The sequence below is a fragment of the Anaeromonas frigoriresistens genome, from assembly GCF_016820655.1.
In the GTDB taxonomy this organism is placed as follows: domain Bacteria; phylum Bacillota; class Clostridia; order Tissierellales; family SIT17; genus Anaeromonas; species Anaeromonas frigoriresistens.
On sequence record NZ_WSFT01000053.1, the window covers coordinates 382,582 to 406,937 of the forward strand.

Genomic DNA, 24,356 nt, shown 5'->3' on the forward strand with positions numbered 1-24,356 from the left:
CCAGAGGGTTAATTTTCTATATTTATAATATTATTCAGATTCCTCATCATCTGATGGTTGTTCTTGCTCAAGTTCCACTCCTTGAACATGAATATTAACTTCAACAACTTTTAATCCAGTCATATTTATTATTGCATCTTTAACACTCTCCTGGATTTTCCATGCAACATCTGGTATTTTTGCTCCATATTTTACTATTATGTATAGATCAATTGATGCATCTTTATCTCCTACCTGGACCTTTACACCTTTTGATAGATTTTTTCTTCCTAGCATATCAGCTATTCCACCAGTAAATCCACCACTCATTCCGGCAACACCTTCTATTTCTGTAGCTGCTAATCCTGCTATAGTTGCTACCACATCATCGGAAATTTTAACCTGACCATTTTCGAACTCTTCATTATGCTTAATATCAGCCATCTTTACACCTCCAGCTTACCTATAAATTATAAAGTAATTATATCAAATTAAAAGTATCTTTACAAACATTAACTTTGCTTCTTCATTATTTTTATATCAGAAGTTTTTAATTCAGTTTCAGATGTTACTATTTCTAGTATTTGCATAACTTCATTTTCTGATAGTTCATTTGTAGATACTACTATCCTTGCTCCACTGTCACCAATAAATACTAATGCATCTTCAAATCCTTTTGACTTAATTATTCCTTCAACTAGAAGTTCCTTCTCAGTTAACTGACCCACTTCGATAATTTCCTTTTGAGCACTATCTCTGACACCTTGACTAGTACTATCATTTTTCACGATATCATTTAATCTATCTATTAATTCTGCTCTCATTTTATCTCTTGATAATCGATACTCAACAAAATAATTAGTCTTTTCTATATTTTCTTCACTGGTAATAGCAGTTCCTATTTGAGCATTAACTTCTGATGTAATATCGCCAACTTCTGTATCAATACTATCCACCACTTCTATATCTTCTCCTTCAGCTGAAGTTTCTTCAGTATCTTCTAAATCATTTACTACCTCAACTAAATCACTGTTTGGGTTAGCAATTTCTGTTAATCCCTCTTCATAACTTTGATAATCTACTGAAGAATCAGTTACAGATTCTTTTGACAGCTGATGATTTATAAAACCTAACATTACTAACATTAATATTAATGATACTAGATAGATAGTTTTTTTTCTTATTATCATTATTATTCCCCCATTTTTATTTTTTAACATGAATACTCACCTTATTTCCACTTAATCCTAGAACCGTTTTAACAGCTCCATAGATTGTTTCTTTTATTCTTATATCTGATGCACCCTGAGCTGAAACTATCACACCTTTTATCTCGGGCTTTATTTCTTTTATAGTCATCATAGAATTTTCACTCCCACTTACTACTACTTGTTCTGTGGATTCCTCCCGGGTAACATTTCTATTTCCCCCTTGAGCATCATTTTCTGTAGTAATCTCTTTATTATTTGTTTTATTTATTGCTGGAATACTTTCAACCGTCTCTACCAGCGTTATCATCACATCTACTTCACCAACTCCCTTCATTTGACTTAAAATATTTTCTAATTTTATCTCTAACTCATTAGAGTAATTATTCATGTTGTTCCTAACTTCTTCTTGTATATCATCATTGTCTTTATTTGCATTATTGATCACTTCATCTCCTTCATCAAAAAATACAGTTATTGCCAAAAGTATCATTATACCAATTGATATTACCATAACTAAATTTGTGTATTTTTTATTTTCTGATATTTTTTTTATTAGTCTATTTAAATAATTTTCTTTTTGGGTTGTATCTTTATTATCATTATTCATTTTATCCCTCCTAATTTTCCATAATACTAATATTCTCTAATGGTATTTTATACTCATCATGAATATAGTTTTGTATTTCCTTATAACTATCATTTTCTACCTGTTTATCTTTATTTTCATCCTTAGATATTCTAATTTCTTCTACCAAAATTTCATCATTAGATACTTTAGTTTCCTGTTTTTTACTTATACTAATACTTAGGCCATTAATTTCACCATAGGACTCTTTTTCATCTGATAGCTCAATATTTATGTTATCTATAATATAATTAAAATTTGTTTCAATAGAACTTCTTATATTATTTTTCAACTTATCGATATATAAATTTTCTATTTGATCCTCATTTGTCATAGAGATATTCATCTCCGAGCTTTCCATACTACTATATTTGTCCATGGTCGCAAAAACTTCCTTATCTATACTTATGTTATTTGATAACAATTTTATGAATGGATTTAATAAAACAATTATCATTAAAAATCCACCTATCATTTTTATATAACCTTTAAAACTATTATTAGGTAAAATTGCTTCTAATAAAGCAATAAAAATAGATAAAATTACAATATTTATGATCCATTGTCTTAAGAATTCAATCATTATTCCACCTACCTCATCATCAAAGTTATATTTCCTGCTCCAACTATTATAGTTATAGAGATAATAAACATTACAGTTACTGTTAATAGCAATCCTAATAGTATAATAAGAGATTTACTTATATCATTTAATCCATCTACTATCCGTCCATCAGATATTGGCTCTATAACTGCAGCTGTTATCCTATATACAAAAATTAAAGATATCAATTTAATAGCAGGTATTATAGTAATAAGAAATAATACTATAATACCTATAACTCCAACTGCATTCTTTAATAATAATGAACATCCAACGACAGTATCCATTGCATCAGAGAGGAAACCTCCTACTACCGGTATAAAATTGTCAATAGCGAACTTAGCTGTTCTAATAGTAATACCATCTACTTGTGATGCTGTTACCCCTTGGATAGACATGATTCCCATAAATATGGTCAATGAAACTCCTATAATCACAATAGATATTTCTCTTAACAAACTTGATATTCTATTTACTTGAACTTTATCTGAAACCTTACTAACTAAACCCAAAATTGTAGAGAAAAAAATTAATGGTATTATTAAATCCTTAATTAAAGTGCTAAATAAACCTAAAGAACCTAATATTAATGGATGTAGTAATGCTGAAGAAGCTAGTCCCCCCACAGCCATCAATAAAGCCATTAAGATAGGTATTAAAGCCTGCATAAACACCACCATACTGTCTATAGTAGATTTCCCTATATCCATAGCTAGTACAAAACTCTTAATTACAATAGAAATAAGTATTATATAAGTAATAAATTGGGCTATATTCGATATAGATTCATTGTCAAAGGCTTTTTGAAGATTCATCAATATTGCTGATATTATAGCTAATAAAAGAAGTTGTACTATTAAGTCCATATTCTTCATTAATTCATTTAATACTAGTTTCAATAGACCATTTAGTATTTTATCTTGTTCAAATATTTTTTCTCCCTTAACTACTTTCTCTATCACCGACTTAAAATCTACTTCTCCAAAGTATTCTTCAGTATCATAGTTTATTTCTTTTATTATATTTGTTAATTCCCTTATATTTAAGCTATCCAATTGATTTTCTATAACTTCATAGGGTATATTGCTAGTCTCCTCTTCTGGTTCTCCATGGGCTGTTGAAGAAACCATTATCAAAATAATTAATAAAATTAAACTCTTTGTTTTTTTCATAATCCACACCTTTAAGGCATTATTTTTATAATTAGCTCTAAAAGAGCCAGTAATATAGGAATAGAGATTACTAAGATCATTACTTTTCCAGCTAACTCTATTTTTGTGGCAATTGCACCTTCTCCTGCATCTTTTGCAATTTGAGCTCCAAACTCACAAACATAAGCAATTCCAATTACTTTTACTATAGTAGTGAAATAAATAAAGTCTAAGTTTGCTTTGTTTGACAGGTCCTTAAGTACTTCTATCACATAGGCTACTTTATCAATAATAAATATAAATATTAAAACTCCCGTCACAATACTCATCAGTATTGAAATTTCTGGTCTCTCTTCTCTTAATGTTACAATGAGTACAGTTGCTACTAGTCCAATGGCTACTACTTGTATAATATTCATATTAATCCCTCTTAATATAACTGGAATATTGTTTTTACATTATCAAATAGATTGCTTACTAAATCTATCACTATAGTTAATACCATCACGATACCTACTAAAGTAACCATCGTAGCCATTTCTTCTCTTTCTGCCCGTATTAAAACTTGATTTGTCACAGAAACAAGTAACCCAATTCCTGCTATCTTAAAAATAATATCTATACTCATGTTTCAGCTCCCCTTTAAATTAATATTAAAATCAATAATAATCCGAACACTATACCAAGTTTCTTATATAAGTTCTCATTTTTTTTACTTTGTTCTATTGCCTGATCTCTCTGTATTTTTAATTGTTGGATGGCAGTAGAAAAGTGTTTTCCTTGTTCGTCCTTATCTGTTACTCCTATTACTTTAGCTAATGATAAGATTATCTCCTCATCTTCTTTAGTAAAATTATATTTTGATCTAGTAAGAATTAATTCATTTTTAAAAGCACTATATAGATTCATATCTCTATTAGAATTTAATTTTTCTATTATATTTGAAAATATATTTGACACTTTGTTATTTGTTCTCTCATCTACATTTTCAAAAGCTAAATTAATAGGATTTGATAAATGAATTATTTCTGTTTCCAATACCAGTAAACAATTTATAATTGAAGTAATATTATTAACCCTATTTGTGAATCTTTTTCCCATCATAATACCAATAGCCGCACTAGGTATAAAGATCATTCCACAGGCTATTATTTTTATGAAAAACATCTAATCCCTCCTTTGTTTATTGATTACTGAATTATTTGTTTTTCCATCTATAATATCCTTTATAGTACCTACACCTTCTGAATTATCTAAAATAATTATTCTTTCAAATATTTTTTCTTTAATTATAGATGCAATATTAGGTTTAGATTGAACATCTTCTATACTTTCTCCATGAATAGTAGTAAGAATTTTAACTCCTGCTTTAAGAGAATTATGAATGGCATCAATATCAAGTTTATCTCCAAGCTCATCTGTGGCAATTATATTAGGTGATAATGATCTTAACATCATTAAAGTACCATCATATTTATTAACCCTATCTAGAATGTCTGTCCTTATACCTAGATCATTTTGAGGAACACCTTGATATATACCACCTATCTCTGATCTCTCATCTATTACAGCCACTTTAAGACCTGTCATATCATATTCAGGGATACCATTACTTAAAGTTCTTATAATATCTCTTAATAGAGTAGTTTTTCCACATTGGGGCGGAGAAACAATAAGAGTGTTATATATACTACCCTTGTCCACTAAATATTCAATAACCTCTTTTGCTATACCAATCTTTTGCCTGGCTATTCTAATATTAATAGAAGATATGTCTTTGATAGTAGATATACTTCTATTCTTATATACTACTCTCCCAGAGATACCAATTCTATGGCCTCCTTTTATAGTAAGAAAACCATTTCTAATCTCATCTTCTACCGCATATATAGAATATTCACATAATCTTTCAAAAGTTTTTATTATATTGTTTTTACTAATAATAAAGTTGTTTCTATTCTCTCTCGATATTTGTCCCTTTTCTGATACAAAATAATCATTACCTCTGGCTTCTATCATTAAGGGCTGATTAACCCTTAATCTAATTTCTTCTATAGACTCCTTATATCTAGTAGGAATATTTCTTAATATATGTTCTAACTCCATATCTAATCTTGATATAACATTTCTAAATCTCTCTAAATCATAATTTGAATATTTTTTAGTCTTTAGTTGCTCCATAACATGTCCCTCCTTTTATATATATTAGTATTAAAATACTTTTGATATTATTACCTAATTTATATAATTTTTTTTACAATAAAAAACACCCTAAGTGATTTAAATCACTTAGGGTGTTTCCCTTAGAATTATTCTTCTATGTATTCCTCTTCATCATAGTACTCATCTTCATAATCTTCGTCGAACTCATCAAATTCATCGAACTCACCATATATATCTTCTTCAACATCTGCTAAGTCCTCATCAATATAGTCAACATATTCACCAATTTCTTCTTGCTCTACAACTAAATCTTCTATAGCACCTGCAAAATCATCTAATACATCTACTATATTTAGTAATAACTTTCCTTCTTTACTACTTTCATCAATACCTAACCCATCAGCTAAACCTTTTAAATACGATATTTTTTCATATAAATAATCCATTAAAATACCTCCTTTATTTTTTTATATATTATAACCTAAACTCTAGATAAATACTCACCAGTTCGAGTATCTACTTTAATTTTATCACCAATGTTAACGAATAAAGGAACATTAATTACAGCTCCTGTCTCCACTTCTGCTGGTTTAGTTGCTCCTGTTGCAGTATCACCTTTTACTCCTGGCTCAGTATGAGTAATTACTAACTCAACAAAATTGGGAGCATCAACTTGGAAAGGCTTACCTTCATAGAATTTCATAACAGCAACATCATTCTCTTTTATATATTTTATTGCATCTTCTACATTATCATAATTAAGAGCCATTTGCTCATATGTAGAAGTGTCCATAAAGTGATATAATTCTCCATCACTATATAAGTATTGCATTTCTTTTGTTTCAATATGAGCTTTTGGATATTTTTCACTAGGGTTAAAAGTATCCTCTTTAATAGCTCCTGTTTTTAAATTCTTTATTTTTGCTCTTACAAATGCTGCTCCTTTTCCTGGCTTTACGTGTTGAAAGTCAATTATCTGATAAATATCTCCATTGATTTCAATTGTTATACCTTTTCTAAAATCTCCTGCCATAATCATAATTGTATCCTCCTAAATGTTTATTTCTAATAGGTCCTTTGTTGAATTGGATAAAACTTTATATCCATCCTCTGTTACTAGTATTAAATCCTCAATTCTTACTCCACCAAATCCAGATATATAAATTCCTGGTTCATCAGTAATTACCATACCGGATTCCATAGGTGTTTTGGATTTATCATTATTAGCTAGCCTTGGTAACTCGTGGACTTCTAATCCAACTCCATGACCTAATCCATGACCAAAATTATCTCCATAACCCTCTTTAGTGATTATGTCTCTTGCAATGCTATCTAATTCATAACCTGTTATTCCTGGTTTTATAGCCTTTAAAACTTCCTCTTGTGCCTTTAAAACGATATTATATATCTTTTTTTGTTCTTCAGTAGCTTTTCCTACTACTATAGTACGGGTCATATCAGAGCAATACCCTTTATATATACATCCCATATCAATCGTTACAAAATCTCCTTGTTCTATTACCTTTTCACTTGCAACTCCATGAGGCATAGAAGATCTTAATCCTGAAGCCACTATAAAACTAAAGGAAGCTCCTGTAGCACCTTGTTTCTTCATATATGCTTCTAATTCATTAGATATCTCAATCTCTTTAACTCCCGGACGGACAAAATTCAAGATATGAGTAAAAGCATCATCAGTAATCTTAGCTGCTTTAGAGATTAATTCTACTTCTTCATCATCTTTAATCATTCTTATCTTAGTTAAAAGTCCTTTTAAAGGAATAAGTTTCAAACCTTTTACATTATTTTCTAGATTAAGTACAAATTCATATGTAATAAAATCATCTTCTACTGCAAGATTTTCTATTTTTAATTCTTTCAAAAGATGATATATTGTATACTTCTGATCTACTTCTTTTATTGTATAGCCTTTACACTGTTCTTTTGCTTGTTCCATGTATCTAAAGTCAGTGGCAAATATTCTTTCTTCTTCAGTTATTATTATGTACCCAGTAGTACCTGTGAAACCGCTAAAATATTTTCTATTTTCTGGTTTGAAAATCAGTACTCCATCTGTATTATATTTTTTGATATTATCTAATAATTTGTTTACTCTATTCATATTATCCCTCCAAAATATTTCTTATAGCTTCTAATGCAATTAGATAAACATTATATCCAAATCCACTTATTTGCCCATAACTTACAGGGGATATTACTGACTTTCGTCTAAACTCTTCTCTTGAATAAATATTGGTCATATGAACTTCAATTACTGGAGTCTCAATACCTTCAATAGCATCTCTTATTGCAATACTATAATGAGTAAAAGCTCCTGGATTTAATATAATAAAATCTACATCATCATCTGATTTATGTAGTATATCAATAATATCGCCCTCATGATTTGATTGAAAAGTTTGAAGACTATAATTCAACTCTTTACATTTATCAAAGCACTTCTTTTCTATGTTTTCTAATGTTTTTGATCCATACATTTTTTTGTCTCTTTTACCTAGTAAATTTAGATTTGGACCATTAATTATGAGTATTTTTTTCATTATATTTCCTTTCTAAATATCTCTATTATATATTAACATAGTTTTTAACTATTGAATAGATAGTTTGTGTTATCTATTTTTTATATTATTTTTATGATTTCTATGTTTTTTATGCTTATAATTAATTTCTTTATTAATATTCCTAAAATATATCTTACTTATTTCATTAACTATGTGAAAATGATTTTTATTATCCACTCTGATTATAAAATCAGCACTATTATAGTATAACTCATGTCTACGATTTAATATATTAACAACTTCATTTGTCCAATCCTTTTTTTCAAGTAAAGGTCTTTTTTTATAGGAGTTCTTTAAATTATATATAATATTATCAATAGAACTTTCTAATAAAAATATATATCCGTTCCGCTTTAATAATTGTACATTTTTGGGATTTAAGATTGTTCCTCCACCTGTCGATATTACTTTGTTTTTTTTAGTACTAACTTCCTTGACAATTCTTGATTCTAACTTCCTAAAATATCCTTCTCCATGTTTTTTAAATATCTCATCAATTGACATACCTTCTTTTGATTCTATTAAAAAATCTGTATCTATAAACTCTTTATGGAGTTTTCTCGCTACCCTTCTACCATTTGTAGTTTTACCTGTTCCCATAAATCCTATTAAAACTATATTACTTTTCATTTTATCACCAACTGTTTTATTTTTTACTCATGTCTAGGATTTTTAGATACTATATTTATAGCTTTTGTAATTTCTTTTATAATATCAACAGTAAATTGATTTTCCATTTGAGATAATTTAGAGTAAATCTCCCCAGTATCTCTAGCAATATATTTAGGTGGAAGATTATTTAATGCTATAGCAGAAATGTCATCCACACATTGCTGACATTTACACATATCTGATTGTTTATTTAATACTACCTTTATATGATTCTTTACCCCAATCTCCATAAAATTATATAAAGTCATGTTAATTCCCCCTAATATTTGTTTTTCCAACCATTTTTCCAATCTTTTTTATACCCTTGTCTTATTTTATCATACATATGAATCCTACCGGTCCCCGGGGTTATAGTTATTTCAATATATTTATTATTATTGTTGTTAAATATAAGTATTGTTCCAGCCCTTACAGGTGATCCACTTGCATAAAATTTCACCTCATTATACATGTTATTTGTGATTTTATAATTGGATTTAAAATTTACGTTTTTATGGGACTTCCCATTTAATTTAATAAAATAGTATTTTTCATCAAGAATTATCAGATTATCAGTACTATTTCCTGCTACTTGACTTTTAGTTTTTATATGGTTTAAATCACTGACCAATTGTCTACCACAGGACCTAAGCTCTTGATCACTAAAGTCCAGTCTTGGTAAAGTAATAGCTATAATAATTCCAACAATCAATAACACAAATATCAGTTCAATTATAGTAATACCCTTATTATTCATAGTATACACCTACTAATGATTTATTTTATTAGTCAACTCCCGGGAGAAAATCAATTAATGTGGGATTAAAGTTTAAATCTATAGGATTATCTTTATGAATTTCAATATTAGTTGGAAACTCCCCTGTTTCAGTAGGTTTCACATCATAGGTTAATATATAAAAATCGGAAGGATATTCTTCATTAAGAAACTTAAATTTCAAATGATAATTATTAGGATTTTCGATATCTACTTCATCATATAATATAGCTTTATTATTTTCATCGTAAAAATATAAATTAATTGAGTCGACTAACATATTGTCCGTAAATTTAAAATTAAATTTTGTATTATTCTTAGCCTCTGATGCATCTAATAATATACCTATAGTATAATAAGTATCTTTAACCATCAAAATTTCTTCGTTTACATCTAGAATATAATCTTCTGGGCTAGTAGCACTTTCTACAGGGGTGAAAAGTCCTGTCTTAATTATATCAACATATCCTTGACCATTTCCATTACCGTTGTTTCCGTTTCCTGGATTTGCATAAGCAACTATCATGGGAATTAAAAGTAATATAATTAATAAAATTATTGTTTTTTTACTTATCTTCATAGCCTTTCCTCCTATTCATTACGGAAATATATATTTGTATCCAAAGGTTTGGTTGAATTTTTATCTTTTTTAAAATCAAGGGTTATAGTCACTCCATTAGAATTTAACTTCTTTATTTTTATATTTTCAATATAATAAGCAACTTCCATATTAGCTTGATTAGTAGTCTGACTATATCCTAATCCATGATTATCCTTAACCCATCCAAATTCTATTTTTTTATAATCTTCAGTTGGAGCTTTAGTAATAAAAAAAACAGATTTGTCATAGACATTAGTCTTTACTTTATATTCTAAAGTATCTAATACAAAGGCTGATATAGATATTTCTTCTCCATTATTATAGTTTTCAGTGACATCAACTTTATTCTCATCCCAAACCTTAAATATACCTTTAGATTCAATTATTTTTTCTGTCATCAATTCTATTGAACTTCTAGCATTCTGCTGAAGAGTGATGCTCCCTTCATTCCTATCAAAATTCCTAAAATTAGAAATAAAGAAAGTGAAGAGCGCTGTGACAATCACACTTATTAATCCAATACTTAATAATAATTCAATTAATGTAAAACCTTTATTATTAACTCTCATACTATCATCCTAATTATAAATTTAATTTCCATTCTATTATCTTAATAAACTTGTCCATATCGTTTCTACTATTATTTTCTACTCCTAACTCTTCATGTATTAGAGTAGGAATAGTTTCCTCAGGATCTTTAGTAAATAAATCTTTAAATGCTACTAGATTTTGTCCCAATAATTTTAGTAGATAGTCCTCGTCATAGGTTAACTCTACTTTACTGCCATTTTTTATCTCTATATCATCCCCTGCTATAATAGTTCCTGTAAAATCTATTTTTCCAGACAATATAACTTTTCCACTAGTAATAATAATTCCTTTTATTGCATCATCAGCATCAATAACATTCTCACCTGTGTGAGTATCATTTTTTCCTGAGATATACACATCTTTATCAGTTATACAAATGATCTCATTCTTCTCATTACTTAAAAAATTATCATTTTTATTGTTTTCGATATCGAGCCTATTTTTAATTGTCCCATTCTTTAATTTTCCTTTTAAGTTTTCTACTTCCCCTTGTAACTTCTTCCAATAAAAATTGTACTGGGAGACCTTTGGCTCTTTTATTTCTCCATTATCTAATGTAATTCCTAAACTAGTTATATTTGAAGCTGGAATATCAATACTCTCATTACCAAGAATTAAATTATGAGGGGTAGTCTCATTTTTATATTCTATAAAATGATTAGCTTTTCCATTAATAGATTTATTAACAAACATAAAAGGTGGATAATAGGAAACCACATCTGTAAGATTTAATATCTTTGTATATGCTCTATAATTACCTTTTATAGAAATAGATTCCCCCGTTTGATATTGACCATTATCGTACTTTAGTTCTTTATCTTCAAGTTCTATTTTTTCTACAAAGGAAGTTCCAAGAACTCTCATTTCATTGGTAATTTTAAGAGAAGTCCCATTTCCTAAATCACTTGATTCTATGTTAATACTACTAGAATCAGCAGGCCCAGCAACATCTCTACCATCCATATGACCATGTTCACCGTATGTATAACCATAATAGTTATCTATTGTAATATTAGTTTTACTTCCCTCAATTTCTAAGTCATCTTTTGTATAGAGAGTTGTTATATCAACAGTAGAGTTTTTTGATTCTTTATCAATAATAAAATTATTAGCATGGGTATCTCCAGAAAAGTCGATAGTTTTTCCATTATTTGAATTTACCCTTATATCTCCATAAGCAATAGTGTCTCCTTCTTTTACTGAAAACTCTTCGATATTACTATTAGTAGATGTTCCTATAAAGATATCTCCTTTAACATAAATATCACCTTTAATTTTTAATTCATTTGAATCATTTTTCAAATTCTTTTCTGTATATAATCCTTTAGTAAATAATATATCCTTTGGTACTTCAACTATATTGCTATGATAATAATAACTTTGATTATATGGAGGTTCTAATAATTTATATGAAGCAAATACCTCTCTTTTTATGTCATCCTTACTAAACTTAGATCTTATTCCAATTGTATTCTGGTCTTTATCATATTCTGAAGTGATAATATAATTTTCTTTTTTTATCAAACTATACTTGGTCATATCATTAATTGTATCTTCTAAATTTTCCTCAATATGTTTCTTATAAGAAGCCTTAAAAACAGTTTCTTGTTTTTCATAAACTTTATCCCAATCTATACTTCCATCATCCAAAATATAGTCACTTTCTTTATCCGCAATTTTAATATTATTTACAATTTCTGTAGCTGCCTGATTACCTATATCTATTGCTTCTTCGATTACATTGGTTAATATTAAATGAGCCTCTTCTATTCCTGCCTCAGCTAAATATAAATTTTCTTTTCTCTTTCCACTCACTGTCTCTATTTTATAGTTAGTGACTGCTACAGAATAGATTGTAGTACCTAATACAGTTAGAATACTAAAAACTATTAATAGCATTATTAGTACTGATCCTTTATTATTTATTGCTCTTTTATCCATAAAATCACCTATTAAACCATATTTTTATATCCTTTGAATTCTTTTAGTAGGTTACTATCTTTATACACTTTAATTATTACTTCATAAATTTTAGAACCTGATTTAAGCTCTGAATTATCACTAAAGTTTCTATATACTTGGATATTTCCTAACTTATTTTCAATAGTAATATCTTGTTCTTTTTTGATATAAATCTTCAAAGAAATAGGACTGTCTATAGAAACTGTAAGAGTTCCTTTATCTTCTCCTGAAATATTTAACAATAAAATAATCTCGTTATTATCGATTTGAAAGGTACCATTGGAGTATCCTGTTAATGTATAACTTCCTCCTGTATTTACCTCTAAAGAGTAATTACTATATTCATCCATATCTAATTCTACATTATTAGGAATTTCATTAATATATCCTTCTTCTTCTCTTAAATATCCCTCTACCTCAGAAATTTCTACTGCATAAGAAAAGCCATTATGTTCCGTATCATCTATTTCTTTCTCGTCAGTAGTAACAGTAATTTCCTCTGTAGACTTAACCTTTTCCATTTCCCTTTGTGCTATATAAGAGGCTACCATTTTATCATTTGATGCATTGGTTGCCTTAGCTGATCCTATGAAAAGAGAACTTATTGGTATGATTATTATACTAAGTATGGCAAGGGTGATTATCAATTCTAGTAATGTAAAACCTTTATTATTATAAATTGTTTTTTTCATATAATTCTCCTATTCTATCAAATCCAAAATAGAAAGCCAGCAGTCTATATACTTAAACTGCTAATATTAAATATAGATCCTACTGACATAAGCTGTTATGATAATATTATTGTATTTGAAAAGGATTATCTTTTCCCTTTCTATCTTCAGATGGAGTATTTACAAAATCATCTTCTAAATCTTCAAATTTTGGTATTCCATAAAAATCTAATAAAATATTTCCTGTTACTCTGCCTTCATTTTCTATTATAGTAAGACCTCTTATTATGATACTTTTATCATAATTATCTATTAAAGATAAAAAATCAATCATTTCAAAATAATCCCCTGAATATACCATCGTGGCAGAAAGATTCTCCACCTTTATTTCTTCCTCCGAATTTGAATTATCTTCTTCGTTATTTTGGTCATTATCACTCTCTTCAACTAAATCTTTATTATATTTAACTATATTATTATACTGATTTACTATATTTCTAAATCTTGTATCTTCTTTTTCCGATATGTCCCTCTGACTATACTCTATGGGTTTTAGTTCTATATCAGAAAAGTTTATTCCTTCGATAGTTATATTTGAGTCATTAATAAATCTATCTAATAGAAGTATTATTTCATTTTGTTTTAATTGAGGAAACAACTTGTCAGTGGATTGAGCTATTTCAGTAGTTTTTGATTCAATATTCTTCTCTAATGTCTTTATAGAATTTATACTATCTTTCGAATCAGTTGTGTCTTTTTCAAGCTTTAAATTTTCTGCTTTAAGTTGATTTAATCGTGTGATTTGGGGGGATAATATGAAATTGTATATCAAAAAGCATACTAATAAAACCCCACTTATAATTATCAATATCTTTTCTCTTTTACTCAATTTCATTTTTATCACCTTCTATTATAGAAGTAAGAACAAAAACATAATTATCATTTAATGTATCCTTGGTCATAGAAGTAATATAAACATTAGAAAAAATTATTTTATTATTTAATGTTTGCTGAAATTGTGCCAAGGAAGACCTGTCTTTTGTAGTACCATGTATTTCTACTATTCTATCAGCGATACTCATAGAATCAAAATATATAGAGCTCGGAATACTGAAGTTTATCTCTTCAATTATATCAGTATTTATTACATCTATTTGAGTTATTTTATTATTGATTCCTGATACTGATGTGGAGTACTCATCTAATATTTTAATTTGAGTTTGCTTCTGTTTCAATTCTGATAATTGGGTTTTGATCCCTTCAGAACTAAGGTAGCTGTTCATTTCTGCAATATTCTTCTCTAGTTTATTGACCGAATGAAAATACCAACCGGTATACAAAGAACTAATTACTATAAAAGAAGCTATTCCTATAATTATGTATAAATTTTTATACTTCGATTCTCTTTCTTCTTCAATATAGGGGGAAAATAAATTTATATCTACCATGATTTCACCTTCTTATAACCTTATTATTGATCCAATATTATTTAGGTACTCCATTGTATCTATGGCTTTCATTTTTTTACCTAGTCTTAATGGATATATATCCTTTAGTTGCCAGGTTTGAATATTAAGTTTTTCTTCTAGATATTTATCTAATCCTTTTAATCTTGAGCCACCACCATAAATGTATATTCCATCTATTTTATTACCTCTATTTATATTTCTATAATATGTGAATATCTTTTCTATATCTGATATCCATTCATCTAATCCAGCAGTAATCAATGTATGAATAATATCATAAGAATTCATATTATCTTCATATAAATCGAAATCTTCCTTTTTTGACTTAGCTTCTGATAATTCCAGATTAAAAGCATTAGCAAGACCTATGTCTATGTCTCTACTTCCCCTTTCAATTACCCTATTAAATACAGAGGTGTAATTAGAAATAATATTTATATTTATATTTTTATATCCAATATCTATAAAAGCTAATGTATCGTTTTCATTTATAATCTTAGTATTTATTCTTGATTTCTTATGGATAAGTTTAGATACAGCATTAGAATTCAGATCTAGCGCATAAGGATCTAAATCTAACACTTCTAATAGTTCCATATATCCTTCAACTATCTTTTTAGGAATTGCTACTACTAATAGTCTTAGTTTCTTTACACTATCCTCTTCAAATTCTTCTCGTTTTCTATAGTCAATGACATAGTCATCTAACATGATAGGTAGGAATTGTTCTATTTCATACCTAACCATTTCCTCTAATTCATCTTCTTTAGCAAAAGGAAGCATTATCTCTCGAGATATTACATTGGGATAATCTAAAGTAATAACACCTTTACTTCCTTTAAATCCATGCTTATCTAAATTTTCTTTAATATAGGAGGATAGTGTATGAATATTCATTATATTTCCATCATCTATAGAATTCTTTGGAGTATTTATAGTGATAGCATTTTCTAATGTTATATTCTTATTTAATTGTTTGACTTCTAACATCTTTATGTTTTCATTACCTATATCTAATGAAATGATCTTTTTACTAAACATAGCTTCCTCCTATTTTTAATTTTAAGGGTTTATTAAATATTTAATAAACCCTTAAAATATAATTTTTAAATAAATATTTAATATTTCTTCTGAAAACAGCATTACTATTAATCCTGCAATAGCTAAAAAGGGCCCAAAAGGTATAGCATCCTTTCTGGATTTTATCTTTGTAGCTAAGAGGATAAGGGAGATAATAGCCCCTAAAATAAAGGATAATATCATTACCATAAATACCTTTAATCCAAAGATATATCCTAATAGGGCTATTAATTTAATATCTCCTCCACCCATTCCCCCCTTTGATGCTATTGCAATAAGTAAAAATAATCCTCCCCCTATTAATAGTCCTAAAAGACCATTTAATAGTGATGTTGGAAAATTATATAATAAATGTGTAAGGGAAACTATAATAAATCCAACTATAAGTATCTTATCTGGTATAATCTGATAGCGATAATCTATAAAACTTATCACTATCAATATACTTGATATAAGCATGTACATAATTGAAAGGACGCTTAAACCCAGTTTTAAATATATACTTAAATATAATAGTCCATTTAATACCTCAACTATTGGATATTGTAAAGATATTTTATCATTACACTGTCTACATCTTCCCCGCAAGAAGATATAGCTTAGTATTGGTATTAAGTCCCATGGTTTAAGTTCCTCTCCACAGCTTGAGCATTTAGAAGGTGGATAGGATATAGATTTCTGCCTAGGTATACGATATATGCATACGTTAAGGAATGAACCTATTATTATGCCGAGTATAGTTATGAGTATTGGCATTGGTTGTTATTTCTTTTCAGGCTTATCGTCTGGTGGATTAGGATATAACACAGTACCTCCTGATCCATACTTAATTTCAGCTTTACCATCAGTAATAGTTACATCAAAAGTGTTTGTTCCATATTGAGGAGTTGTTTGATTATTATCAAGATATTTTGACTCTAATTCGGTTAATATATCTGTTGTTGTGTCATCAATATCTCCATTAGCATATGCTAATTCAGCAGTTTTTCCAATATTAGCCGCTGATGCTATATCAGCTTTCCAAGCTGCATCATCTTGAAAATCTAGAAACTTTGGCACTGCTATCGCCGCAATAATACCTAATATAGCTAATACTACTATAAGTTCTACTAATGTAAATCCTTTGTTGTTTTTAATTCTCTTTTGAATTGCTTTTATCATTTTTACATACCTCCTTAAAATTTTATCCTAATAGGATATTGTATTTATCATATCAAACATAGGAAGAACCATAGCTATTACAATTGAACCTATGATTATAGCCATCACTATTATCATAATAGGTTCAAGTAATGATGTGAACTTCTCTATGGCTGATTCGACTTCTTCGTCATAAAAATCAGCTGTTTTGTTCAATATATCATCTAATGCCCCTGACTCTTCTCCGACATTTACCATCACAGATACCATTGGAGGAAAGAGGTTTGTCCCCTCCATTACGTTACCTAGTGTATTACCCTTTTTTATCTCATCTTGAGCATGTCCAATAAATTCACTTCCAACTTTATTCCCTAATACATTGCTTACCAAATCTAAAGATTCCATAAGAGATATACCACTAGTTTGTAGTAGAGCTAAAGTTCTTGTGAATCTAGATGTCATTATCATTTTTAATGTATTATTAAGTACTGGTATTCTTAGTTTTAATTTATCTAATACATATCTACCTCTATCAGTACTCTTATATTTTTTTAATGAAAAAGCTAATATTAGAAGAAGTATGACTAATATATACCATAAGTCTCTTATAGTATAGCTTACAGCTAATAGAGCTTTAGTAGGTCCAGGTAAGGGTACACCGCTTCCTTCAAACATGCTTACAAAGGTGGGCATCACTACGGTTAGTAAGAATATAACAACAAATATTGACACTACTGATAATATAATAGGATATATCATTGCACTTCTTACTTTATTGTTTATTTTATTTTCCTTTTCGTAATGATCTGCCATCTTTTCCATCATAATATCAAGGTTTCCTGTGTTTTCTCCTGCCATTACCATGTTAATAAATAAATCTGGAAAAGTATCTTTTTGTTTTAACATAGACTCAGAGAAGGTTAATCCCTTTTGTAAATCTTCATGAATCTCTGCTACAGCTTTTCTTAGCTTTTTATTTGTGGTTTGTTTCCTTAATATGTCTACAATAGTTAGTATAGTAATTCCCGAGTTTAACATAGCATAAAATTGCCTTGCAAATATTGATATATCCTTAGATTTAACTTTACTAAAGGGTGTTAATTTTATCTCCTTACTTCCCTGTACAGCTTTAATTGAAACAGGATAGTATCCATTACTTCTAAGTATAGCTATGACTTCTTCTTTAGTATCTACATCATAGAATCCTTGTACCTTCTTACCATCCTGTTTAATAGCACTATATTCAAACTCAGCCATGTTCTCCCCCTTATATTCCAATATACCTCTTCACCATATCCTTATCAATAGAATGATTTTCCAAATCATCCTTTGAAATTATTCCTCTTTTATAAAGATTCATAAGGCTATTATCCATACTATCCATTCCATATTTCTTTCCAGTAACTATTGCAGTCTGAATCTGATGAGCTTTTCCTTCTCTTATCAAGTTCTTAATAGCAGGAGTAGCTACCATTGTTTCAATAGCCAATGCCCTTCCTGTGTTATCTTTATTAGGTAATAATTGTTGAGATATTATTCCCTCTAAAACGTTGGATAATTGTACTCTTATTTGTTGTTGTTGTTCAGAAGGAAATACATCAATTATCCTATCAATAGTCTTTGCTGCACCTATTGTATGCAATGTAGATAGAACTAAATGTCCAGTCTCTGCAGCTATAAGGGCTGTTGATATGGTTTCTAGGTCTCTCATTTCACCTACCAATATAACATCTGGATCCTGTCTTAGAGCAGACCTTAAAGCTTCTGCAAAGGAATATGAATCTGTTCCTATTTCCCTTTGATTAACAATACTCTTATTATGCTTATGTAAGTATTCAATAGGGTCCTCTAAAGTCAATATATGATCTTTTCTAGTATTATTTATCTCATTAATCATTGATGCTAATGTAGTAGATTTACCACTACCAGTTGGTCCAGTAACTAATACTAGTCCCCTTCTTTTGGTAGTAAGCTCTTTAATTAGAGATGGTAATTGCAATTCTTCTATTGTTGGTATACTAAGGGAGACAGTCCTTATAGCAACTCCATATGTACCCCTTTGTTTATATACATTTACTCTAAATCTGCCTATTCCCTGTATAGAATGGGATTTATCTAGTTGTCCCTTTTCTTCTAAAATATTTAATTCCTTTTCATCTAATATTTGTTTCACTAGATTATGATTATCTTCTGGTGTTAATGACTCACCCTCCATCTTTTCAAGATGGCCATTAATCCTTAATACTGGTGGATAACCTACAGTAATGTGTAAATCTGAAGCCTTCATATTAATTGCCTTGTTTAAAAGTTCTTTTATATTCATATAATCACCTACTCCGTCGTATATGTTACTTTTAATAATTCATCAATTGATGTTATACCTTTTACTACTAATGATTTATTGTTTGACCACAATGAAGTCATACCATTACTCTTAGCTCTATCTCTTATCTCATCTATCGAATCATTATTATTGATGCTGATCCTAATATCCTTGTCCACATCTAATATTTCATGAATAGCAATTCTGCCTTTGTAACCAGACTGATAGCATTTATTGCACCCTTTGCCTTTATGTAAAGAAATATCTTCAGCTGTATTTAAAATTTCTTTTTCTTCCTCAGTAATAGTATAATGAATTTTACAATTATCACATATTCTTCTTACTAACCGTTGAGCTAGTACCCCTATTACTGATGAAGATACTAAATAGGGTTCTATCCCCATATCTACTAATCTAGATACTGTAGAAGGAGCATCATTAGTATGCATAGTACTTATCACAAGATGTCCTGTTATGGAGGCTCTTACAGCAAGCCGGGCTGTTTCTTCATCCCTTATCTCACCAATCATTATTATATCCGGGTCTTGTCTTAAAATAGATCTAAGTCCTGCTGAAAATGTCAAGCCAGCCTTAGGATTAATCTGAACTTGGTTTATTCCATCTAACCTATATTCCACTGGATCTTCTAGGGTGATAATATTCTTACCAATATTATTTAGTTCCTTTAATGCAGTATATAATGTAGTAGTTTTCCCACTCCCGGTTGGACCAGTCACTAGGATTATACCATTGGGTTTACTTAGTAAGCTATCAAACCTTGATAGATTATCTTCTGTGAATCCAAGCTCTGTCTTAGATAATATAACATTTGATCTATCTAATAGTCTTATAACTATCTTTTCACCAAATACTGTGGGCAAACTAGATACCCTTAGATCAACTTCTCTACCATCAATATTTAACTCTACCCTGCCATCTTGCGGAATCCTTCTCTCTGCAATATTCATCTTTGCCATTATTTTTATCCTGGTTATTATTGCTGAATGAGTATTTTTAGAAGGACTCATTATTTCTTGTAGAGTTCCATCTATTCTAAATCTAATCCTTACTCTATTTTCAAAGGGCTCTATATGTATGTCACTAGCCTTTGATGTAATAGCTTGTTTTATAAATGAATTAACTAGTCTAACTACTGGTGCATTATTTATCTCATTTAGCATTTCATCATCTAAATCCGGTAAATTGTCAATATCATATTGTTCTTTTAAATCCTCTATAGCCTTTTCTGCACTCTTTTTCCCATAATATTGCTCAATTGAAGTTATGATATTTTGTTTAGTTGAAATAACAGGCTCTACATCTAGTCCAGATGAAATCTTAACATCATCTATTGCAAATAGGTTCAGTGGATCTGACATTGCCACTACTAATTTACCTCTATCCTTTTTTATAGGAATTAAGACATATTTTCTAGCAATAGTTTCTGATATAAGGTTTACTACTTCTGGCTCAATAAAATATTTTTGTAAATCAACATGGGGTATTCCCATTTGAAACTCTAAAACTTCTATTATATCTGCCTCTGTAACATACCCATTATCTACCAGGATTTCCCCTAACTTTTTGCCAGAAGATTTTTGAATCTTTAAGGCTTCACTTAATTGCTCTTCAGTAATTTTATTTACTGATACTAGCAAATCACCCAATCTTTTAATGGATTTACTCATCTCATCACCTACATCTACTTATTAGTATTAATTTCTATGTTATTTTTCATAATCCTTTTTTTTATGTTGTTTTTCATCAAAAAATAATCTAAATTTTCAGACAACCATATATTCTCACTTAATAGGGCTTGATGTATCAACATATCTAATCCATCTATTGTAATTTTATTTTGTTTTTTAGATTCTTTTAAGAATTTAGTAGGCCTAGGTTTATATATAATGTCATAAATAATAGTATCGTCATCAAAAATTGAAGGATCTATAGGCATGTCTATAATATTTGGAAACATACCTATAGATGTAGTATTGATTACTATATCATAGCAATCCACTATATTATTTTTTTCAATAAATTTAACATCTAAATTCTCATAAGTATTATTTATATCTGAGACTAGATTTTTTGCTCTTTTAATTGTTCTGTTAGTTATATGTAATTTATGAATACCTTCATTAGCTAAAGTCATAGCTATAGCTCTACTTGCTCCACCTGCTCCAAGTATAAGGACATTCTTGTTATTTAGGTTGATATTTCTTTCCTCTAGAGATTTAATAAACCCTAGACCATCGGTGTTGTAGCCTACTAGCTTTCCATCTATATTCTTAACAGTATTTACAGCACCTATATCTTTAGCTAATTTATCTATTTCATCTAGATAGATCATAATCTTTTCTTTATATGGAATGGTAACATTAAATCCTTTTATACCTAGAGCTTTTATTCCATCTATAGACTTTTCTAAATCTTCCACATTGAAGGTTAAATATGTAGAGTTGATCTTATTCCATTCAAAGCTAATATTGTGAATTAAAGGTGACAAACTCTTTGATACAGGATTTCCTATAAGACAAAAGAGACTGGTATCAGAATCAATTTTCAAATTAATTCTCTCCTTTTTTAATTTTTCTTAATACAAACCTTTCAAACCTTCTAACTATAGTAGTCCACCAAAACTCTTTGCTTCTAATAGGTACAACAAGGATTGTATATATACCCATTCTATTACCACCTAAAACATCTGTAAAAATTTGATCTCCAATAATTGCTGTATTAGTTTTATCCGTTCCTAAAGTTTTCATTGCTTTATAAAAAGGTGCTTTAGTTGGTTTTTTAGCAGAATGAACTGCATGAATTTTAATTTTCTCTGTAAACTTAACCACTCTATCCTCAGTATTATTAGAAACTAAACATATCTCTAACCCATGCTCTCTTATTTCATCAAACCATTTTATGACACTTACAGGAGCAGTCTTTTTGTCCCAAGCCACTAAAGTATTGTCAATGTCCACTATTAACCCTTTTATTCCATCATCCACTAGTTTTTGTAAATCAATTTCAAATATAGAATCAACATATAATTTTGGTACTAATAAATTTCTCATAATTACACCTCCGCTTAATAATAGTATTATGTATTTTAGTAACAAATATAAGTATAACAAATTTTCATCAATATATAGAATTTTTCTATTACTTTATTCTACAAAAGAATAACAGGCCTCTAAGCCTGCTATTTTATATCAGCTTCTCTTATTTTTGCTACTTTGTTAAGTAACTGAGCTTTTTCATTCTTGCTTAATTCTTCAATCTCTTTTTTATCAAATTTTTCTTTGTCTTCCTCATAGTTAATATAAATGGTATTCTCTAGTTCAGATATAAGATACTTATTTAATTCTTCTTCTGATAATTCATGGGAATTCTCATATTTATGAAAAAGTTCTTCTGTAATTTCTTCATCAGGGTTTAATCTAAATGATATTGCATCACCCTTATCTGAAATAAAACTATAAAGATGTAAATACTCTCTCTTTTTAGATTGTTTATCTGCCATAATATCACTCCTTAAGAATAATCTATATATTATAGTTACCCATTTAAAGAATTATTATTGAATAATTAATCTAATCTCACATCTTTAGTATTTAAAAAGATTATTACACTAAAAATAGTACTTATAAACAATGATAAAGGTATTATGAAGAAGGAATTAGTTGTGCCTACTAAATCATTAAAATATCCTATTAGAAAATTAACTATCATACTTATACCTGAAGCAGATGTAATGACGATTCCTGTAACAAAAGAACTATTTCTAGGAAATACTTTGCTAATTGTCACTACTAAAGTAGGAAATACTATAGAGAAGAAAACACCAGATATAGAGACAATTATTAACCCTTTATTTCCTAATACTAGACCCAATGTGTATATTGATGTGGCAAAAAACAAGGAAATCATAATACTCTTAAAATGTCCTACCTTCTCAACAACAAATCCACCAGTTAGTCTACCTACAGTAAAAATTCCCAAAAATAATGAGGAATAAAAGGCACTTTTATTTTCATTGAAACCATGAGAATTTTGCATAAAATTAATAAACCAATTTCCTGTACTCATTTCGGCAGCTACATATAGTCCTAGGGCTATCATATAAAAGTATGTAAGCTTATTTTTTAATATATATCCCCATTGTATCCTTTTATCTTCTTCATATTTTTCTCTTTCAGGTATTTTCACAAAAAAAGAGATAATGAAAGCTAAAGAATATAATATTATTAAGTATAAATATATAGTTCTCCAACTGAATCCTTCATATAGAAGTAAGCCAGCAGTTCTTTGGGTGATAGTAGCTCCTACTCCATAAAAGGAATGGATCATATTCATTAAAATTGCTTGAAACGCTACACCTAACAGTGGTATTAGAGTATTGATACCAATACCTATTAAGGATATCCCCATATTAATGACAAACATTCCTACTAACAAAACTGTAAAATTAGGAGAGAAAAACAGAATTATCAAAGCTATTAAAGCTGAAAAAATTCCCAATTTAAGAACTTTACCTTGCCCAATTTTGTCACATAGTATTCCCCCTAGAAAAGTGAATGTCATATATCCTAGAGAACTAATTATCAGCATAAGTCCCATAGAAGTATCTTCAACATTAAATTCTCTCTTAAATACTGGTATAAACACTCCCCTTACATTGTCTCCCATAGATATTAGAACCATTAATGCAAAGAGAAATATTATTGTTATTTTATTACTTTTATTTGTCATTGGTATCACCTCATTTATTATATCAACTA

General features: G+C 28.8%; 32 protein-coding genes. All 32 read right to left on the reverse strand.

Annotated features, from left to right (window positions below):
• Positions 1–30: 30 nt before the first annotated feature.
• On the reverse strand, positions 31–423 hold the full coding sequence (locus GOQ27_RS16055; RefSeq protein ID WP_203367886.1) for an Asp23/Gls24 family envelope stress response protein: 393 nt from the start codon (positions 421–423) through the stop codon (positions 31–33).
• Positions 424–491: 68 nt separating this feature from the next.
• Complete coding sequence (locus GOQ27_RS16060) at positions 492–1,169, reverse strand: SpoIIIAH-like family protein (RefSeq protein WP_203367887.1); 678 nt, start codon at positions 1,167–1,169, stop codon at positions 492–494.
• 16 nt (positions 1,170–1,185) lie between these two features.
• Complete coding sequence (locus GOQ27_RS16065) at positions 1,186–1,797, reverse strand: hypothetical protein (protein ID WP_203367888.1); 612 nt, start codon at positions 1,795–1,797, stop codon at positions 1,186–1,188.
• Positions 1,798–1,807: 10 nt separating this feature from the next.
• Positions 1,808–2,398 carry a stage III sporulation protein AF gene (gene spoIIIAF, locus GOQ27_RS16070; protein WP_203367889.1) on the reverse strand — a complete coding sequence of 197 codons (591 nt, stop codon included), beginning with the start codon at positions 2,396–2,398 and terminating at the stop codon, positions 1,808–1,810.
• 8 nt (positions 2,399–2,406) lie between these two features.
• Positions 2,407–3,591 carry a stage III sporulation protein AE gene (gene spoIIIAE, locus GOQ27_RS16075; RefSeq protein WP_203367890.1) on the reverse strand — a complete coding sequence of 395 codons (1,185 nt, stop codon included), beginning with the start codon at positions 3,589–3,591 and terminating at the stop codon, positions 2,407–2,409.
• 11 nt (positions 3,592–3,602) lie between these two features.
• A complete protein-coding gene (gene spoIIIAD, locus GOQ27_RS16080; RefSeq protein WP_203367891.1) occupies positions 3,603–3,989 on the reverse strand; it encodes a stage III sporulation protein AD in 387 nt (128 codons plus the stop codon).
• Between the two features lie 11 nt (positions 3,990–4,000).
• Positions 4,001–4,198: a stage III sporulation protein AC gene (gene spoIIIAC, locus GOQ27_RS16085; protein ID WP_203367892.1), complete on the reverse strand. Its 198-nt coding sequence runs from the start codon at positions 4,196–4,198 to the stop codon at positions 4,001–4,003.
• A 14-nt stretch (positions 4,199–4,212) separates the two neighbouring features.
• Complete coding sequence (locus tag GOQ27_RS16090) at positions 4,213–4,737, reverse strand: stage III sporulation protein AB (protein WP_203367893.1); 525 nt, start codon at positions 4,735–4,737, stop codon at positions 4,213–4,215.
• Complete coding sequence (gene spoIIIAA / locus GOQ27_RS16095; RefSeq protein WP_203367894.1) at positions 4,738–5,751, reverse strand: stage III sporulation protein AA; 1,014 nt, start codon at positions 5,749–5,751, stop codon at positions 4,738–4,740. It lies immediately after the preceding gene.
• A gap of 128 nt (positions 5,752–5,879) precedes the next feature.
• Positions 5,880–6,179 (reverse strand): CD1247 N-terminal domain-containing protein, encoded by a 300-nt coding sequence (locus tag GOQ27_RS16100; protein WP_203367895.1) that lies wholly within the window; start codon positions 6,177–6,179, stop codon positions 5,880–5,882.
• 35 nt (positions 6,180–6,214) lie between these two features.
• Positions 6,215–6,772, reverse strand: a complete 558-nt coding sequence (gene efp, locus GOQ27_RS16105; protein ID WP_203367896.1) for an elongation factor P — start codon at positions 6,770–6,772, stop codon at positions 6,215–6,217.
• A 12-nt stretch (positions 6,773–6,784) separates the two neighbouring features.
• Positions 6,785–7,855, reverse strand: a complete 1,071-nt coding sequence (locus GOQ27_RS16110) for a M24 family metallopeptidase (protein WP_203367897.1) — start codon at positions 7,853–7,855, stop codon at positions 6,785–6,787.
• A 1-nt stretch (position 7,856) separates the two neighbouring features.
• Entirely contained in the window at positions 7,857–8,294 is a 438-nt protein-coding gene (gene aroQ / locus GOQ27_RS16115; protein ID WP_203367898.1) for a type II 3-dehydroquinate dehydratase, read from the reverse strand.
• A 69-nt stretch (positions 8,295–8,363) separates the two neighbouring features.
• Positions 8,364–8,915, reverse strand: a complete 552-nt coding sequence (locus GOQ27_RS16120; protein ID WP_203367899.1) for a shikimate kinase — start codon at positions 8,913–8,915, stop codon at positions 8,364–8,366.
• 53 nt (positions 8,916–8,968) lie between these two features.
• On the reverse strand, positions 8,969–9,235 hold the full coding sequence (locus GOQ27_RS16125) for a late competence development ComFB family protein (protein ID WP_203367900.1): 267 nt from the start codon (positions 9,233–9,235) through the stop codon (positions 8,969–8,971).
• 11 nt (positions 9,236–9,246) lie between these two features.
• The gene (locus GOQ27_RS16130) at positions 9,247–9,723 is read right to left on the reverse strand and encodes a type II secretion system protein (RefSeq protein WP_203367901.1); all 477 of its coding nucleotides are present in this window, start codon (positions 9,721–9,723) and stop codon (positions 9,247–9,249) included.
• A gap of 28 nt (positions 9,724–9,751) precedes the next feature.
• Complete coding sequence (locus GOQ27_RS16135) at positions 9,752–10,321, reverse strand: hypothetical protein (protein WP_203367902.1); 570 nt, start codon at positions 10,319–10,321, stop codon at positions 9,752–9,754.
• An 11-nt stretch (positions 10,322–10,332) separates the two neighbouring features.
• Positions 10,333–10,911 (reverse strand): PilW family protein, encoded by a 579-nt coding sequence (locus tag GOQ27_RS16140; protein ID WP_203367903.1) that lies wholly within the window; start codon positions 10,909–10,911, stop codon positions 10,333–10,335.
• Positions 10,912–10,924: 13 nt separating this feature from the next.
• Entirely contained in the window at positions 10,925–12,874 is a 1,950-nt protein-coding gene (locus tag GOQ27_RS16145) for a hypothetical protein (RefSeq protein WP_203367904.1), read from the reverse strand.
• 11 nt (positions 12,875–12,885) lie between these two features.
• Positions 12,886–13,587 carry a prepilin-type N-terminal cleavage/methylation domain-containing protein gene (locus GOQ27_RS16150; protein ID WP_203367905.1) on the reverse strand — a complete coding sequence of 234 codons (702 nt, stop codon included), beginning with the start codon at positions 13,585–13,587 and terminating at the stop codon, positions 12,886–12,888.
• Positions 13,588–13,693: 106 nt separating this feature from the next.
• Complete coding sequence (gspM, locus tag GOQ27_RS16155; RefSeq protein WP_203367906.1) at positions 13,694–14,461, reverse strand: type II secretion system protein GspM; 768 nt, start codon at positions 14,459–14,461, stop codon at positions 13,694–13,696.
• Positions 14,448–15,014 (reverse strand): PilN domain-containing protein, encoded by a 567-nt coding sequence (locus GOQ27_RS16160; protein ID WP_203367907.1) that lies wholly within the window; start codon positions 15,012–15,014, stop codon positions 14,448–14,450. Before GOQ27_RS16160 ends, gspM begins: the two co-directional genes overlap by 14 nt.
• Positions 15,015–15,026: 12 nt before the next feature.
• A complete protein-coding gene (gene pilM, locus GOQ27_RS16165) occupies positions 15,027–16,076 on the reverse strand; it encodes a type IV pilus assembly protein PilM (protein ID WP_203367908.1) in 1,050 nt (349 codons plus the stop codon).
• A 51-nt stretch (positions 16,077–16,127) separates the two neighbouring features.
• Positions 16,128–16,871: a prepilin peptidase gene (locus GOQ27_RS16170; protein ID WP_203367909.1), complete on the reverse strand. Its 744-nt coding sequence runs from the start codon at positions 16,869–16,871 to the stop codon at positions 16,128–16,130.
• A gap of 6 nt (positions 16,872–16,877) precedes the next feature.
• Entirely contained in the window at positions 16,878–17,276 is a 399-nt protein-coding gene (locus GOQ27_RS16175) for a prepilin-type N-terminal cleavage/methylation domain-containing protein (RefSeq protein WP_203367910.1), read from the reverse strand.
• Between the two features lie 27 nt (positions 17,277–17,303).
• The gene (locus GOQ27_RS16180) at positions 17,304–18,512 is read right to left on the reverse strand and encodes a type II secretion system F family protein (protein ID WP_203367911.1); all 1,209 of its coding nucleotides are present in this window, start codon (positions 18,510–18,512) and stop codon (positions 17,304–17,306) included.
• Between the two features lie 10 nt (positions 18,513–18,522).
• On the reverse strand, positions 18,523–19,578 hold the full coding sequence (locus tag GOQ27_RS16185) for a type IV pilus twitching motility protein PilT (protein ID WP_203367912.1): 1,056 nt from the start codon (positions 19,576–19,578) through the stop codon (positions 18,523–18,525).
• A gap of 8 nt (positions 19,579–19,586) precedes the next feature.
• On the reverse strand, positions 19,587–21,266 hold the full coding sequence (gspE, locus tag GOQ27_RS16190; protein WP_203367913.1) for a type II secretion system ATPase GspE: 1,680 nt from the start codon (positions 21,264–21,266) through the stop codon (positions 19,587–19,589).
• A gap of 14 nt (positions 21,267–21,280) precedes the next feature.
• Positions 21,281–22,147: a shikimate dehydrogenase gene (aroE, locus tag GOQ27_RS16195; protein WP_203367914.1), complete on the reverse strand. Its 867-nt coding sequence runs from the start codon at positions 22,145–22,147 to the stop codon at positions 21,281–21,283.
• A gap of 1 nt (position 22,148) precedes the next feature.
• Positions 22,149–22,649 (reverse strand): YqeG family HAD IIIA-type phosphatase, encoded by a 501-nt coding sequence (locus GOQ27_RS16200; RefSeq protein WP_203367915.1) that lies wholly within the window; start codon positions 22,647–22,649, stop codon positions 22,149–22,151.
• 128 nt (positions 22,650–22,777) lie between these two features.
• On the reverse strand, positions 22,778–23,098 hold the full coding sequence (locus GOQ27_RS16205) for a hypothetical protein (protein WP_203367916.1): 321 nt from the start codon (positions 23,096–23,098) through the stop codon (positions 22,778–22,780).
• Between the two features lie 65 nt (positions 23,099–23,163).
• Entirely contained in the window at positions 23,164–24,327 is a 1,164-nt protein-coding gene (locus tag GOQ27_RS16210) for an MFS transporter (RefSeq protein WP_203367917.1), read from the reverse strand.
• Positions 24,328–24,356 lie beyond the last annotated feature (29 nt).

What these genes read in the sequence shown, in the direction of transcription:
- GOQ27_RS16160 (WP_203367907.1), bottom strand. Translation starts at nt 15,014, where the DNA reads ATGGTAGATATAAATTTATTTTCCCCCTATATTGAAGAAGAAAGAGAA.
- spoIIIAC (WP_203367892.1), bottom strand. Translation starts at nt 4,198, where the DNA reads ATGAGTATAGATATTATTTTTAAGATAGCAGGAATTGGGTTACTTGTT.
- GOQ27_RS16065 (WP_203367888.1), bottom strand. Translation starts at nt 1,797, where the DNA reads ATGAATAATGATAATAAAGATACAACCCAAAAAGAAAATTATTTAAAT.
- GOQ27_RS16060 (WP_203367887.1), bottom strand. Translation starts at nt 1,169, where the DNA reads ATGATAATAAGAAAAAAAACTATCTATCTAGTATCATTAATATTAATG.
- GOQ27_RS16140 (WP_203367903.1), bottom strand. Translation starts at nt 10,911, where the DNA reads ATGAGAGTTAATAATAAAGGTTTTACATTAATTGAATTATTATTAAGT.
- spoIIIAF (WP_203367889.1), bottom strand. Translation starts at nt 2,398, where the DNA reads ATGATTGAATTCTTAAGACAATGGATCATAAATATTGTAATTTTATCT.
- GOQ27_RS16175 (WP_203367910.1), bottom strand. Translation starts at nt 17,276, where the DNA reads ATGATAAAAGCAATTCAAAAGAGAATTAAAAACAACAAAGGATTTACA.
- GOQ27_RS16100 (WP_203367895.1), bottom strand. Translation starts at nt 6,179, where the DNA reads ATGGATTATTTATATGAAAAAATATCGTATTTAAAAGGTTTAGCTGAT.
- efp (WP_203367896.1), bottom strand. Translation starts at nt 6,772, where the DNA reads ATGATTATGGCAGGAGATTTTAGAAAAGGTATAACAATTGAAATCAAT.
- gspM (WP_203367906.1), bottom strand. Translation starts at nt 14,461, where the DNA reads ATGAAATTGAGTAAAAGAGAAAAGATATTGATAATTATAAGTGGGGTT.
- spoIIIAD (WP_203367891.1), bottom strand. Translation starts at nt 3,989, where the DNA reads ATGAATATTATACAAGTAGTAGCCATTGGACTAGTAGCAACTGTACTC.
- gspE (WP_203367913.1), bottom strand. Translation starts at nt 21,266, where the DNA reads ATGAGTAAATCCATTAAAAGATTGGGTGATTTGCTAGTATCAGTAAAT.
- GOQ27_RS16130 (WP_203367901.1), bottom strand. Translation starts at nt 9,723, where the DNA reads ATGAATAATAAGGGTATTACTATAATTGAACTGATATTTGTGTTATTG.
- pilM (WP_203367908.1), bottom strand. Translation starts at nt 16,076, where the DNA reads ATGTTTAGTAAAAAGATCATTTCATTAGATATAGGTAATGAAAACATA.
- GOQ27_RS16145 (WP_203367904.1), bottom strand. Translation starts at nt 12,874, where the DNA reads ATGGATAAAAGAGCAATAAATAATAAAGGATCAGTACTAATAATGCTA.
- GOQ27_RS16090 (WP_203367893.1), bottom strand. Translation starts at nt 4,737, where the DNA reads ATGTTTTTCATAAAAATAATAGCCTGTGGAATGATCTTTATACCTAGT.
- GOQ27_RS16170 (WP_203367909.1), bottom strand. Translation starts at nt 16,871, where the DNA reads ATGCCAATACTCATAACTATACTCGGCATAATAATAGGTTCATTCCTT.
- GOQ27_RS16110 (WP_203367897.1), bottom strand. Translation starts at nt 7,855, where the DNA reads ATGAATAGAGTAAACAAATTATTAGATAATATCAAAAAATATAATACA.
- aroQ (WP_203367898.1), bottom strand. Translation starts at nt 8,294, where the DNA reads ATGAAAAAAATACTCATAATTAATGGTCCAAATCTAAATTTACTAGGT.
- spoIIIAE (WP_203367890.1), bottom strand. Translation starts at nt 3,591, where the DNA reads ATGAAAAAAACAAAGAGTTTAATTTTATTAATTATTTTGATAATGGTT.
- GOQ27_RS16205 (WP_203367916.1), bottom strand. Translation starts at nt 23,098, where the DNA reads ATGGCAGATAAACAATCTAAAAAGAGAGAGTATTTACATCTTTATAGT.
- GOQ27_RS16055 (WP_203367886.1), bottom strand. Translation starts at nt 423, where the DNA reads ATGGCTGATATTAAGCATAATGAAGAGTTCGAAAATGGTCAGGTTAAA.
- GOQ27_RS16210 (WP_203367917.1), bottom strand. Translation starts at nt 24,327, where the DNA reads ATGACAAATAAAAGTAATAAAATAACAATAATATTTCTCTTTGCATTA.
- GOQ27_RS16185 (WP_203367912.1), bottom strand. Translation starts at nt 19,578, where the DNA reads ATGAATATAAAAGAACTTTTAAACAAGGCAATTAATATGAAGGCTTCA.
- GOQ27_RS16180 (WP_203367911.1), bottom strand. Translation starts at nt 18,512, where the DNA reads ATGGCTGAGTTTGAATATAGTGCTATTAAACAGGATGGTAAGAAGGTA.
- spoIIIAA (WP_203367894.1), bottom strand. Translation starts at nt 5,751, where the DNA reads ATGGAGCAACTAAAGACTAAAAAATATTCAAATTATGATTTAGAGAGA.
- GOQ27_RS16200 (WP_203367915.1), bottom strand. Translation starts at nt 22,649, where the DNA reads ATGAGAAATTTATTAGTACCAAAATTATATGTTGATTCTATATTTGAA.
- GOQ27_RS16125 (WP_203367900.1), bottom strand. Translation starts at nt 9,235, where the DNA reads ATGACTTTATATAATTTTATGGAGATTGGGGTAAAGAATCATATAAAG.
- GOQ27_RS16150 (WP_203367905.1), bottom strand. Translation starts at nt 13,587, where the DNA reads ATGAAAAAAACAATTTATAATAATAAAGGTTTTACATTACTAGAATTG.
- GOQ27_RS16135 (WP_203367902.1), bottom strand. Translation starts at nt 10,321, where the DNA reads ATGAAGATAAGTAAAAAAACAATAATTTTATTAATTATATTACTTTTA.
- GOQ27_RS16120 (WP_203367899.1), bottom strand. Translation starts at nt 8,915, where the DNA reads ATGGGAACAGGTAAAACTACAAATGGTAGAAGGGTAGCGAGAAAACTC.